This is a genomic window from Frankia sp. Mgl5 (genome assembly GCF_023242985.1).
Lineage (GTDB): Bacteria > Actinomycetota > Actinomycetes > Frankiales > Frankiaceae > Parafrankia > Parafrankia soli.
In genome coordinates this window covers 1-12,642 of record NZ_JALKFY010000663.1, presented here as the reverse complement: position 1 = coordinate 12,642, position 12,642 = coordinate 1, and the positions used below count along the sequence as shown (strand labels likewise).

The following is a 12,642-nucleotide window of genomic DNA, read 5'->3' as shown; positions in this document are numbered from 1 at the left end:
AAGAACGTCGGCGGCCTCGCGCAGTACGGCCTCGGTTCCCTGCTGCCCGAGAAACTGTGGATCCAGCCGTAGCCGTCACCCCGCGGCTCCAGCAGTAGTCGGTCGCTACCCGGATGAAAGGTAGCCGTGACCCATGAATGCTGAGCCTGCCCCGGAGGCGCGCAACCTTCGCGCCTACATCGGCACACCGCGTGGCGTCGTGCGCGCGGTCGACGACGTGTCCCTGGACCCTCACCACGCCCAGGCCCTGGGTGTGGTGGGGAGTCCGGGTCCGGCAAGTCGGTGATGGCACGTGCGATCACGGGTCTGATCATCGCTCGGTCCGGATGCTCGGGCCAGGTGGTGTTCCAGGGCCGGGATCTCCTCAAGGAGCGGGCGGAGAGCCGGGGCAAGCAGATCGCCATGGTGTTCCAGAACCCCGGTCGGTCGCTGAACCCCGTGGTGCGGGTGTAACGGCAGTTGACCGAGGGGACGCGCCGGCGCCTCGGCCTCATCTGCCCCGAAACCCGGGCGCGGGCCCTCGACCTCCGCAAGGAGGTCGGGGTGCCCGATCCGGAACGGCGGCTTTCTGCTGATCACGAGGCACGGTGTCAGCAGCGAGCTGTGCGCTCAGCGCGGACAGCGACCCGGGCTGAACCGGATACATGATCGTCAGCATGGTGATGCTGTCGGAGGGCAGCTGATCGAGAAAGTGAACGTCGACCGGAGAGCGGCTGACCGAGGCTGATTCGAAGGTTCTGTCACCGTGGCCATCCAGCTCCGCGGTGGGGGCGGATATCCAGGGTCACCTCCCCGCCGTCCGGTACTTCCACGTCACCGCGTGCCGGCAGCGGCCCCAGGTGGTCGTAGGAGGCGCCAATCCAATCGATCGTGCCCACAGTGCGGTTCTCGGGGAACTGGAGAACGACCACGAGCACAGACTGCCCGGTCCGATCGCAGGCGGCCAATGATTTCCGTCGGCCGAGACCGGAGGTTCCACCATCGCGTCGTCCAGCGGTTACAGTAGCGCGGGGGATTCGCCTACGGGACCCTGCCTGACCATCCGGAGGATGGTGAGGAGGCTTTCGTCGTGGAACGTGACGCCGGCGACGCGGTCTGGCTGGGCATCACGGCCTTCAGTCGGCCGAACGGACTCCTGCCGCGACTCGCCGGATCCGCGGGCCGAGGGGCACAGACGATGATGACCACTCGATACGCTCGAGTGGTGCGGGCCGCGGTGGGCTGTCGGGAAGTCTGAGCCGAGCGGGCCGCCGCTCAGGGCGCGCGCCGCTAATGGGACGACCCCCGACCTCGCGAGGTCAGCGTGGTCGGTGGCCATGGCCGGGGCGCCCGTCGAGGGTTCTGCCTTCGGTTCGCAGCCGGTGCAGCCGCTGCAGTACGACACCTCCGTGGTCCTGCTGAGAGCCGCTTCCTGGCCGAACGGTTCGGGTGGACCTCCGGCGACCTGACCCTGGGCGACAGCTGACCGGCGGAGCCGGTACCTCCGACGCCGGTGCGGCCGCGCGGCTCCCTCTTGACACCGGTGACACCGAGATCATCCCCGGGCCCGTGTGGGCAGCCCTGATGGGCGAAATCAGGACGACGGCGGTGCCGCACCGCGGATGCAGGTGAATTTCGACCAGGCCACGACTGACTTCCCTGTGGAGGCATCGACGCCGAACCGGTGGCCGACCCGGAAGCAGCGGCCCTGGACGGCGTCGAGTTTGACAATCGTGAAGGTCGTTTCGTCGCGCAGTGCCTGAACCTCGCCCAGAGCAGCAGCAGTGGCGGGCTGCATTATCAGGTCGGTGCGTCGTGCACCGTTTCGCCAGGCCAGAACTGCGTAGTTGCCGTGGTCGTCGGCACGTAGGCGGGTTGGTCTGGCGGCATCGATTTCGTCAGGGTCAAATGGCGATGCGGAGACGGGGGTGCTCTTGCGAACGGAGGTACCCGGGGCTGCGACCGCCACCACCGCGATCACCAGCACGACGACGCTGGTCACCGCCGACAGAGCCCACCATGATCTCGCCCGATTCCCGCTGCGTGGCGCCTCGTCGCCGTCGTCGGGACCATCCTGATCTCCCCAAGGTTGGTACCGCGCCGGGTCAGATACTTCCATGAGGACAATTTTTCACAATCGCCACGTGCTCGATCCTTCTAGGGGTTGGTGTGGTGAGTGTGTCGTTGTGCTGGCGGACGCCGAGCGGCGCGCCCGGACCCCAACAGTGGGTGTGGCTCGGCCCGATGACGGCGTCGCGGAGCGCGTCGGGGTCAGCGTTCTGGTCGTCGTTCATCTGGCTGGTCCCAGAGCTCCGCCGGGGCCTGGGGCGGCAGAGGGGGCCACATTCGTCCGGGACATCGCGAGTCTTCTGGAGCAGGTCGACGCACTGCCGGTGGTGGTCGTCCGTGCGGTTGGCGACCGCCACCACGGGCCGGTGCCGACGACGATCACATGCTGCGGCGGTCCCCGTCGCCCCAAGCCTCGTGCGCGATTTCCTTGGCGCGCTCACCCAGAGCCGGCTCGCCGGCGAAGACGCCAGTCGTACGGAACTGACGACGGGACGCTCGCCGCGCTCCACCGTGTCGGTGCCGAGCGAAAACTGAGCAGGCGTTGCCGGACGTGGTAGGTCCTGGCATCCAGGATGGCGATGTCCATCGAAGTCGCGTCGACCCGGATGGTGGCGACGACGGGTTTCGTCGCCGTGTCGATCACGGACACGAAGGGCGTCGCGTAGTTGGTGACGTAGGCACGCCTGAGGTCGTTGGAGATCGCCACCCGGTGGGCTGGCCGCCGACCTGGATGGTTCCGATGATGACGTCCCGGGTTGTGTCGATCATCGTAACGGTCCCCGTGTCAAAGCTGGTGACATAGGCCCGGGGGTGGGTGAGCTGGTGGTGGCGATCTCGTACGGCGCGGTGACGGGAATGGTGCCGACGACAGCGTTGCTGCCGGCGTCCACCACCGACACCTTGTTTCCCGAACGGTCGGTCACGTAGATCTTCGGGTCCCCAGTACCTCGGCCCGGCCAGGCGCGGCGAGGACCGCGAACACCATCGCCGCGACCCGCCGCCGCCCGCGCCGTGCTCACGGCGATGGAACGGCATCCGGCTACGAGGCTCATCGTCGTCGGTGGCGCCGGCAGTCTGGAGGTGGAGCCAGGCCGACAGATCGTCGATCTGGAGGGCTTCGCGGGATAGATGAGCAGGCGTCGCGTGGTCTCGCGTCGATTCATGGTCCTTGCCGGCTACTGAACGTAGCTGCCTGCCGGAGTTGATCTAGGAGATCGAGGGCGGGTTGGACGTCGCCGGCGTGGCCATTCAGCGAAGCGGGTGATGGCCCGCCCGGCTGCGACACGACGGCGACGGGGAAATCGCCCGTCGATCGTTCTCCAATACGGCGCCCGAGCCAGGTAGCAACGCGCGGTGGCTGCGTTACTGGCTGCGCCCCGCGGCCACCACGGCGTGCTGTCGAACGGTCAGAAACTGGTGTTCGCGAGCCAGCTTGTCCAGCGCTCCTGCTCGCCGAGGACCTCCAGCCTGCCGTCACCGCCAGGGATCCGGCGCAGCAGCGCGAGCAGCAGGTCGGCGGCTGTGCCACGCACCGCTACGTCGCCCTTCTCATGAGCGTGCTCCCAACCGATCCCGTCCGCGCCGCCGCGGATCGCCCACTCCCCTTGGATGCCGAGACCCTCGTCGGTGGCGTGCAGGTGGACAGTGGCCCCGTCCGGAAGAATCGCGGCGCCGGGCCGCGCGGCGAGCAGGCCGAGCCACTCCGAGATCCCGTCGGCGGCGAACGCGGCCTCAAGTGGGTGCCCGACTCCCAGCGCGAGCGCGGCGTCCACACGGTGGATCATCGCCTCGTGCATCCGCCGCCGGACCCACCAGCGCGCCGGCCGCGGGCCGATGAACGTCCATACCGGCACGTCCGGATCGACGGCGACGGCCTCCAGCAGCAGCCGCGGGCTCTCCTGAAGCCAGGCGAGCGCGCCGCCGCGGTTCGCCGGCGGCTTGCCGCCCTCGATCGTGCGCGGGTCGAGAACCTCAAGGGCCCGGGTCCGAACCATCACGGCCGCCCACCGGTCAAAGCGCCCGACGTGGCGCATGAGCTGGGTCAGATCCCAGCCCGGGCAGGTCGGAACAGGCATTGACAGATCGGCCTCGCGGAGCAGGTCGGTGAGGAGCCGGTTCTGCGCCAGCAGGCCAGCGGCGTAGTCCACAACCGGACCATAACGTTCCTCAAGCCGCCGAGGCGCTGTAGTCGGCGCCTTCCGAGTTGCCAGGAGATCCACTCGGCCCACGGCCGGTCGGGTTGGGCGTAGGAGACGAAGAAGTCCCAGCCCGCGCTGCTACCGCTGGTGCTGTGCGTGTTGCCCCCCTTTGTTCAACCGGACAGTGTGCCACCGGTACGGGTCCGGTCAGACCATGCTCGTACGGCATTGGGTCAGGGCCCGGCAGGGCGGCTGGTCGGGGCTGCGAAGCCGCGAGTGGCGTGCGTTCGGGGCTGGTCGCACAGCCCTCCGCGAGATCTTCTACGGCTGGTAAAAATGCGAAAGTTATCAGGTGTCTGCGCGCTGTGCGTCGGTACGGACGGCCGGTTCTAGGATGAAGCCGCAGGTCGCCGGCCTGCGGGGGTCCGGTGGGGTGTGCTTGCAGGAGGTGATTATTCCCCTACGGTGTAGGGCTTCCCGACCCACACCAGGTGGATCTTGATGTGTAAAGTCTCAGGTAAGAAGGCTGATTTGTGCACCCAACCAGCACTAATGCGAACCTGAACCTGCAGGTCACCGGCCCGACCGTGTCCATCGAACCCGCCCATGCGAAGGTCCGCCGGGCTGGCTACGCCGGCAACACGAACGCCAGGCGCTCCTGAGCTTTCGGTCCGCGTCGGCCGCCTACACGGCCCCGGACGCCGACACCGTCCCCGCGCTGATGGGGGAACTCGTCGACTGGCTCAACGCCGATGATGGCACCCACCTGCTGGCGCGCGCGGCCATGGCACATCTGCACCTGGTGTCCATCCACCCCTGGGCCGACGGGAATGGCTCACGGCCGGCCCCGCTTCCCGCAGCCGGCGCTCGACATCGCACGCACGCCGATGACCATGAGGAACCCGTACACCAGCTGACAGACAACCCGCGGACCTGCCGATGCCCGATCGGTGGTCACTGCCCGGCATCGGCCTTCATCGCTTGAAGATCCCGTCGAGCACGAGGGTTGGGGCCGTCCAGTTCAGCGACGCCCGCAGACACCGCCGCCGGGTGGACAGGCCGTGCACCGGACTGGTGGCGGCTTGTGGCAATCTGACCTACTGTGAGCGCGCGGGAGCACGGAGCCAGCTGGGATTTCTTCGTCTCCTACACCGCCTCCGATCGCGCCTGGGCGGAGTGGATCGCCTGGCAGCTCGAAGAGGCCGGCTACCAGGTGCTGATCCAGGCATGGGACATCGTCCCCGGCGATCATTGGATGGGCCGCATGGAAGACGGAGTACGCGGCAGCCGCAAAGTCATCGCGGTCCTCTCCCACGCCTACCTCACCTCGGTCTACGGGCGCGTGGAATGGGAGGCCGCGTTCCGCGCCGACCCCCACGGACAGGCCCGCAAAGTCATCCCGATCCGCATTCAGGACTGCCCCCGCCCCACCCTCCTCGGCGCGGTCGTCTCTTTCGACCTCTACGGCCTGGACGCCGACACCGCCCGCGCCCGGCTGCTAGACAGCATCACCGCCACGGTGAAAGGACGCGCTAAACCCCTCACCGAGCCCGCCTTCCCCAACACGCTCATACCCCCCGTCACGTCCGCGTCCCCCGGCACCAGCCTCGGCCCGAAGTTCCCGACCAGCGGCCCCGTTAGCGACCCGCCGCGCCGCGCCGACGGTGCGGGTTTGAGGCGTTACCTGGTTGCCCTTGTGAGCCTCATCGTTGCTAGTGCGTTGGCCGTGCTGAGCGTGCTCGCATGGGGATATCTGGACAGTCTGACCCGTCCCAAGAGCGGGCTGGCGACCACCCCGAACGGCAGCACCGCGGCCGGGATCACCACCGCTACTCTGCTTCCCGCGCCGACCGCGACCGCGTCGCGGACACAGGCGACTGCTTCGGCGCACCTCTCCTGCACCGTCGAGGATGACGAGGGCAGCGGAGGGCACAAGGGAGCACATGTCGTGTGCCGAGGTGGGGGGAGCGACGACTTCTTCGCTTCCGTCGACTGTGAAAGGCTCGACGATCACAGCGTTTACCGTCACAAAGGTACGGTGGTCAGCATCGGGGGGAGGTCGACGGTGTGGTGCGACCTCAACGCCAAGGTGATCCGCGTCTTCTATACCCCGGTCTGAGCCGGTCTCCCGAACCGGGATCACACGTTCCGTCCGGGCGGGGTTGGAGGTTGAGCGGACCGAACTCGTACAGGCAGAACACCGCCGTCGGCTCGGCGGGCACCGGAGTGACCTGCTCGTCGGCGATGGCGTAGAAACGACACGCCATCCTGGCTGATGTCGTCAATCACTCCTTGGCGACCAGGAACTCGCCATTTTCGACAGGCTCCAGGTCGAGAACGGCAGCTGATGCTCCGACGGAATCGATTTCGCGATCTTCTTGCGGCCACAGACGTGGTTTCCATGCCGGAAAGCCCGATATCTCGTTACGACCCGGCGGCCACAGGCACCTACAGACCCCGGCAGCGCCTATCCATCACGGTCGTTCCTCATCGGCGAGATTATGTCACCAGCCGGACGCTGTCCGCCGGAACCATCTCCTGCCCTCGGCGGCGATTCCTTCGAGGACGTGAATGGTGTGCTGCAGTCCGCTGGCGTCCTGCGTGAGGTCGGCCACCAGCTCGGTCGTCTCGTCCGCGGTGATCTCCTCCGGTGCGGTTTCTGTCATCTGTATCGGGAGTATCTGGCCGTTAACGAGGACTATTTCGACTTTCTGTACGTTCCTGGCGTCCCGGTTGACGCGAATGAAGGCGACCGAGTCGAAGCGGTAGTTCAGACGCCCCTTATCGGAGAAATCTCCTGTATCGAAGTCCAGTACCGACACGAAGTTGCGGACTCCGTCGGCGGTGAGGAGAAAAACGGAGATCTGGTATTTCTTGTAGCGCAACGGACCTCGGTGGACTCGCCCTCGTTTACTTGATGCGGCCTGTGTCTCGATGAAGGCGTGGGCGATGACGTTGCTCGCTGTCAGTCGGTAATGGTGCAGCGCCCGGTCGAGGATTATTCTGCGGTCGCAGTCGAGCCACCGTGCCATCTCCTGATCGTCCGGCCGGTCTGCCAGGTAGGCCTTCCACCGCTCGAATCCTGCCTCTCGTGACGCCCTGACCTTTTCGTACTGATCATGCTCGGCGGCGAATCGTCGCTTCTCGCATTCTTTCTCCAGTCGGGCGAGAACATGGATGTAGGCCGCGGCGGTGACGAAGAGCGCTGTCTCGAGGGCCAGGAGAACCTCGACTCCGGCTGTGGCGACCAGCGTCCACAGACTTCCGCCCGCCAGTACGGCGATCCCGACCAGCCCGTACGCACCGAGGCCCGGCACGGCACGCTGTGCTCTTGTGTAGGACAGGTTGGTTCCTCCCCTCCACATCCTCTGCATCTGCATCTGCCATGCTTCATGCTGTAGCAGCCACGCGACACGATCGGCGCCGATCCAACGTTCCCAGTAGAGGTTGATGATCTCGTTGGCGATGCTGCGTCGGGTCCTGGCCGTCCACTGAAGCCACTCGGCGGGGGCGATACCACTCGGCGGGTTCGTGGCGACGCGGTTCTTGAGATCGTGGTCGATTTTCTTCGCAAACGCTCCGGAGGGCTGCAGGGAACCGACTTCGTCCGCGGTGTCGATGTACTCAATCTTCCAGGTCGCTCCGTGTCGGACGGCGAGTGCACCGATGGTGAGAACCAGTGTGCACCCGAGCATCGTCCAGGCTTTTCCGGCAGCCGTCAGGCGCACGGCGACGTGTACCGACCAGGCGGCGAGGAACACCGCAGAAACTACGGCACGTAGGCGAGTCTGTTTGGAGATGTCGACTGGATGTGGAGGGCGCGTGCGCGGTGCGACCGGGTCCGGATGGAAGAATTTCTTCACCCGGTCGGTGCGTGCGTTAATCTTCTGCTCGTTGCGGGCCTGAACGATGGCGCGCTGCCATACCTCGTCCTCGAGCGGACCCTCGAGGAACTGTTCCGTGTGACGGAGAATCATGCCCTTCTGCGGGTCGGGCAGGGCGTCGAGCTCCTTGAGTGCCACCGTGACGTCGGTGTTCCTACCTTCGGTCGCCTCCAGCAGCAGGAGCACCGCACGCAGGCTTTGCGCCCAGGGATCATCGTCCTGCTCAGGTTGATCTTCCTGTAAGTCACGTAGCTGCCTGGACTCGTCGGCTGACAGTTCGTTCCTCGATCGTCCGCTGACCAGTGCCAGCAGCCAGTGGAAACGCACTCGGTCGGACTTGGCGGAGCTGACCACGAACTCGCGCATGAGCTGGCGTGCCTGGTCGGCCATGCGCCCGTCCAGGTGGCGGACACCGACCTCGAACTTCTCCTCCGGACTCGCATTAGGGGCGACCGTGTACTGGTTGACGTCGCCGTGGACGACACCAGCCTGGACTCCGACCTGAGAGAAACCGTCGGCGATGTTGGAGGACGAAACTGGGCCGGGCTGGAAGCCCGACCCGGAGGAGAAGCCCCAGTCATCGGTCACGACAATCCCTGCGCGATGGCGATGGCCACCCCGATCTTCGTGGTGAGATCGGCCACGTCACCGATCAGCCCACGGACCTTCTTGAGGGCGACCAGCAGCGCTCGGCGGGTCGCTGGTGAATCCGTCTGGAGTGCCTCGTCAGCTGCGGCGAGCTCGGCTTCGGCGGCCGCGTAGGTGTCCTCGTCCACGGTTCCGGCGCTGCGTGCGTTCTGCAGGTCGTTGCGGAAGCCGACAAGCGCCGCCGACAGGTCCGCCGGGACTTGCTCACCGGTCGCCCCGATGGTCACGCCCCCGTGCACGGCTCCGGCCTGCACACCAACTCGGGCGTTCCCCGACGCGGTGTTGCGGATGTTCTGGTTCGGTACCTGCATGGTGGATCTCCTCCCGATCCTCGTTTCCGCGGTATCGGCCTTTCCGATGTCCACGGCCAGTTCCTCGGCGAGCGCCACGGCAAACGAGGCCGCATTCGCCACGGCTCGCTGCTGCCACAGGTGGCGGTCGGTCGACTCCTTGGTGCCGTCGGCGTGGTCGCTGACGCCACGGATCACGATCACGGGCAGGGAGCTGTTCAGTAGCCCGGCCTGGCTGGCTCCCGCGCCTTCCATCTCGATGGCGAGTGCGTCGTTGTAGTGGTCGTGAAGCCAACGGGCCAGGGCCGACACGGTGGAGTTCAACACCACCTCGCCCGCCGCGATCGGCCCGAAGTGCACCTGTGGGAGGGAGTTGACTGGCGGCCGGGCCCAGCTTCTTGTCCGAGACAGGTGGCGTGCGATCTGTTCGGCGCGGTGCGAGAGCGGCCACGTGCGGGGTCGCCCCCAGAGCCCTTCGTCCTCGCTGGTGGCGCCGTGGAAGGCGTAGACGTGAGTGCCCACGACGACGTCACCGAGTGCGATATGGCGATGAAGGCCGCCGGCGACGCCGACGAAGAGCAAAGCCGCCGGTGCAAACTCGGCGATGGCGCGTTCGGCGAGCACCGCTGCCGACTGATTGCCTACGCCGACGTGCGCCAGCGCCACACGGCATTGGCCGCCGGCCAATCGGCCGACCTCGAAACGGGTTCCCTGCGGATGGCGGTGCAGCCGCGCGTCTACCAGATGTTCATGAACTGCCTGGTACTCCAGGTCGAGAGCCGTCAGGACGACGATCGGCCGGGTGTTCGCCACGCTCATCCCTCCTTTTCCGGGTGCGTGTCGGCGGCATCTGCCGCAGGGGCGACGGGCCGGGTGATCGGTGGTGAGAGGACGGAGCTGAGGCCTGCTCGGAACAGGCGGGCGGGCCGCCCGACAGTGGTCCGTTGCTCCCCGCCCACCGGAACGATGAACCCGCTGGTTTTCTGGACCTTTCGGTAGAAATTCCTGGGGTCGAGTGGCGTCCCCCAGACCGCCTCGTACACCTCCTGGAGATCACCGATGGTGAAGGCGGGATCGCAGAAGGCGGTGGCAAGTGCTGAGTTCTCGAGCTTGACCCGCGCGCGTTCGACGCCGTCCGTGATGATTCGACGATGGTCGAAAGCGAGAACCAACTCGCCTGAGAGGACTCGGTTCGTCGGTTGCCAGCTCGCATCCGCGGCGTCCGATCCTGCGACCGGTTCCGGCAACCGCGGCGCCACAGCGAGGTAGGCCACCGAGACAACCCGCCCCCGCGGGTCACGGCCGGGCTCGCCGTAGACGCCGAGCTGTTCCAGATACAGGCTCCCGGCTTCGATGCCAGCCTCCTCGGCGAGCTCCCGCCGTGCCGCCGTGTCGAGGTCCTCCTCGACGTGTGCCAGGAAGCCACCTGGGAGCGCGAACGCACCTTGGTACGGCTCGATCGTACGTTCGATCAGCAGCACCTGCAGGCTTGTTCCCCGCAGGGTGAGGATCACGAGGTCGACGGCGAGCAGAACCTCTGGAGGCTCCCATGGATCGTGGATCACGTTGCAAGACTAACTTTTTGTGTTGATGACAGAAAGACCTGTCGGCAAGTGGACAGTCAGGGATGGCTCACCGGGTCGATGCGGTCCGGGCGTCTCGAACGACGGAGGTGCCTAGGAGCGGCGGGGCGCCGGGGCGACAGGGGTGACACAGCGTGTGGCCCCCGCGGTGTGGTCGGCCGTACCACTCCCGAGCCCGGCTGGCGATCTCGCGGCTGGCCCGAGCGTTCGGCATTCGCGGTCCACGGCCGGCGCGTTTGAGGTGTGGCTCAGCCGTCCCGGCAACACCTGGGAGTACTACCGCGAACTCGCCGACCGGGGCCCGAGATACCTGCCCGACCAGGACGTCTCCAACTGGATCCGGTTCAACCTGACCGCCTACCACCACGGGCCCAGACCGTTGCGGGCCGGCTCGACCGCTCCGGACGGGTCTGGCGCGCGCTCTCAGAATTCGCCGAGACCTCCGGTCGGGGCGAGCGGGTGGTCACGGCCCTGCACGACGTGGCCATGGCTGGGCGCGTCCGCCGCTCCCGCTACGAGCACGCCGAGGGCCTGAGCCTGCAGCAGGCGCAGCGCGACCTTCGTGATCTCACCACGGCACAGGTCCTGGAACCGGTCGGCCGAACCCGCGCCCGCTACTACACGGCCGGCCCCGCTTCCCACCGCCGGTGCTCGACGTCGCACGCACGCCCATGACCTCGAGCAACCCGTACACCAGCTGACAAGCAACCCGCCGGCCCGCCGGGGCCCGATCGGTGGTCGCGGCCGCGTCAGCGTTTGAAGCTTCCTCGGCTGTCGCCGTCTTCGCCGTTGAAGGCGCGTCTAAAGCTGCTGGCATGGCGGGGAAGATCTGTCCGCGCAATACGCGGATCGGTGCGCCCGGCAGGGATCGAACCTGCGACCCAGTACTTAGAAGCAATTCGGGGCCGAGCGACTAGCGCGTAGCAATGGTTCCAGTGGTTCCAGCATGATCCGTTAAGCGACTAGCTGAAAGTTATCCGATCGCTGGCGGCCCTCCACCCGGCCGGCGTGTCGCGTCCCCCCTAGAGGGCTCTCGGCAGTCCAGGCGGACGCGACTTCACCGACGCTCGGTAGCCGGGGGAGTGTGCCTCTCGCCGTGCCCCCGGTGGGTCCATCGGTTATCGATCGTCCCTCCTGGAACACCCGCGCGAAGAGGCAGCGTCCGTACCTGCTGACGGCGTCCGCGGAGAGAAGGTTCGTAGCAGAGTCCCCAGGGTCCCCCGAGGGTCAGAACAGCCCTGCTCCCAAGGGAAACAGGGGGACGCTAGCGAACCCCTCGCAGCGTCCCCCCTCGACCCGCGGGGGCGTTCCGGTCGCCTGGCGCGGGCGCTACCTGTTAGTGGCCGTGGCCTGCCGGTCCCCGGGTGAGGGGTGGCCGCCACCCTTTCGCGTCCGCCCCTTCGCAGCGAGCCGGCCGGCTCAATCGGTGGTCGATCATCACCGGTGGCACACCCGCCCGGCTGCTGGCAGGCCTGCTCTCGTGCAGCCGACCCGCACCGGTCTGGGATGCGCGTTACGGCACCTCAGCCGCCGGCTTCCACCCCTCGCCGGGCCGCGCGCCCCGTCGGCCTTTGCCCGGTACGCCCGCCACAGCACAGCGGTAGCCACAGCCCCGAAATGGGGCAAGGAGGCTCTGCGCGGTCTTCCGGTGACGTACAACCCTCCTCATGGTCGACAACGAGGACGCGCGGCGGCGGGCTGGTCGGCGGCGCCTACGACTCTTCGTCGGGCTCAGCGTGGTCGGAGTTGCCCTCGCGGTGGCAGGTGTATTTCACCTGCCAGACCGCAGGTACGAAGGGGAGGAGGCGCGCGCGGCGCTGCAAGGCGGACTGCTGACCGCGGCAGCAGCGCTCGTCGCGGTGGCCGGCGGACTGATCGCCCTCGACGAGACCCGCCAAGCGAACACCGAAGTGCGTCGGGCGAACCGAGATACCCACGTTCGGGAGCTGTACGTCGCGGCCATCGGCCTGCTTAGAGCGTGTCTCACGTCGAGTGCGGGAGTTTCTTCCAGCAGGTGATCGCGGCAGCGAGGCAGACGAACCCGAGGAAG

At 67.1% G+C, this 12,642-nt stretch carries 10 protein-coding genes and 6 pseudogenes; 8 read left to right on the top strand and 8 right to left on the bottom strand.

What is annotated here, in order from left to right; translation table 11 throughout:
- Nucleotides 1–285: 285 nt before the first annotated feature.
- Together MXD62_RS22000 and MXD62_RS21995 are read left to right on the top strand one after the other, a co-directional pair.
- Nucleotides 286–453, top strand: coding sequence for a hypothetical protein (locus MXD62_RS22000; protein ID WP_248831378.1), 168 nt, complete (start codon nucleotides 286–288; stop codon nucleotides 451–453).
- Nucleotides 454–1,021: 568 nt separating this feature from the next.
- Nucleotides 1,022–1,237: pseudogene (locus MXD62_RS21995) on the top strand (DUF1990 family protein); the annotation flags it as partial.
- Between the two features lie 336 nt (nucleotides 1,238–1,573).
- Here MXD62_RS21995 and MXD62_RS21990 read toward each other — a convergent pair.
- From MXD62_RS21990 to MXD62_RS21980, 3 genes are all read right to left on the bottom strand, one after another.
- The gene (locus tag MXD62_RS21990; protein ID WP_248831376.1) at nucleotides 1,574–1,981 is read right to left on the bottom strand and encodes a hypothetical protein; all 408 of its coding nucleotides are present in this window, start codon (nucleotides 1,979–1,981) and stop codon (nucleotides 1,574–1,576) included.
- A gap of 504 nt (nucleotides 1,982–2,485) precedes the next feature.
- A complete protein-coding gene (locus tag MXD62_RS21985; RefSeq protein WP_248831375.1) occupies nucleotides 2,486–2,755 on the bottom strand; it encodes a hypothetical protein in 270 nt (89 codons plus the stop codon).
- A 58-nt stretch (nucleotides 2,756–2,813) separates the two neighbouring features.
- Nucleotides 2,814–3,101, bottom strand: coding sequence for a hypothetical protein (locus tag MXD62_RS21980; protein ID WP_248831374.1), 288 nt, complete (start codon nucleotides 3,099–3,101; stop codon nucleotides 2,814–2,816).
- Between MXD62_RS21980 and MXD62_RS40820 the strand changes: the two are divergent.
- A pseudogene (locus tag MXD62_RS40820) lies at nucleotides 3,091–3,168 on the top strand (epimerase); the annotation flags it as partial. The gene MXD62_RS21980 and the pseudogene MXD62_RS40820 sit on opposite strands and share 11 nt — an antisense overlap.
- A 287-nt stretch (nucleotides 3,169–3,455) precedes the next feature.
- Here the strand turns inward: MXD62_RS40820 and MXD62_RS21975 are convergent.
- Nucleotides 3,456–4,196 carry a maleylpyruvate isomerase N-terminal domain-containing protein gene (locus MXD62_RS21975; protein WP_248831373.1) on the bottom strand — a complete coding sequence of 247 codons (741 nt, stop codon included), beginning with the start codon at nucleotides 4,194–4,196 and terminating at the stop codon, nucleotides 3,456–3,458.
- Between the two features lie 524 nt (nucleotides 4,197–4,720).
- Between MXD62_RS21975 and MXD62_RS39305 the strand changes: the two genes are divergently transcribed.
- From MXD62_RS39305 to MXD62_RS21965, 3 genes and pseudogenes are all read left to right on the top strand, one after another.
- Entirely contained in the window at nucleotides 4,721–4,849 is a 129-nt protein-coding gene (locus MXD62_RS39305; RefSeq protein ID WP_285224140.1) for a hypothetical protein, read from the top strand.
- Between the two features lie 14 nt (nucleotides 4,850–4,863).
- Nucleotides 4,864–5,022 (top strand): annotated as a pseudogene (locus MXD62_RS39820) (Fic family protein); the annotation flags it as partial.
- A 267-nt stretch (nucleotides 5,023–5,289) separates the two neighbouring features.
- Complete coding sequence (locus MXD62_RS21965; RefSeq protein ID WP_248831372.1) at nucleotides 5,290–6,306, top strand: toll/interleukin-1 receptor domain-containing protein; 1,017 nt, start codon at nucleotides 5,290–5,292, stop codon at nucleotides 6,304–6,306.
- Nucleotides 6,307–6,340: 34 nt separating this feature from the next.
- On the opposite strand, the pseudogene MXD62_RS40815 reads toward MXD62_RS21965, so the two are convergent.
- The 4 genes and pseudogenes from MXD62_RS40815 to MXD62_RS21950 form a co-directional block, all read right to left on the bottom strand.
- Nucleotides 6,341–6,561: pseudogene (locus MXD62_RS40815) on the bottom strand (IS630 family transposase); the annotation flags it as partial.
- 130 nt (nucleotides 6,562–6,691) lie between these two features.
- Entirely contained in the window at nucleotides 6,692–8,659 is a 1,968-nt protein-coding gene (locus MXD62_RS21960; RefSeq protein ID WP_248831371.1) for a hypothetical protein, read from the bottom strand.
- On the bottom strand, nucleotides 8,656–9,828 hold the full coding sequence (locus MXD62_RS21955) for a 5'-methylthioadenosine/S-adenosylhomocysteine nucleosidase (protein WP_248831370.1): 1,173 nt from the start codon (nucleotides 9,826–9,828) through the stop codon (nucleotides 8,656–8,658). The genes MXD62_RS21960 and MXD62_RS21955 overlap by 4 nt, the downstream gene beginning before the upstream one ends.
- Nucleotides 9,825–10,574, bottom strand: a complete 750-nt coding sequence (locus tag MXD62_RS21950; RefSeq protein ID WP_248831369.1) for an NUDIX hydrolase — start codon at nucleotides 10,572–10,574, stop codon at nucleotides 9,825–9,827. The genes MXD62_RS21955 and MXD62_RS21950 overlap by 4 nt, the downstream gene beginning before the upstream one ends.
- A 262-nt stretch (nucleotides 10,575–10,836) precedes the next feature.
- Here MXD62_RS21950 and MXD62_RS40810 point away from each other — a divergent pair.
- A pseudogene (locus MXD62_RS40810) lies at nucleotides 10,837–11,293 on the top strand (Fic family protein); the annotation flags it as partial.
- Between the two features lie 966 nt (nucleotides 11,294–12,259).
- Nucleotides 12,260–12,565, top strand: a pseudogene (locus MXD62_RS21940) (pentapeptide repeat-containing protein); the annotation flags it as partial.
- Between the last annotated feature and the right edge of the window lie 77 nt (nucleotides 12,566–12,642).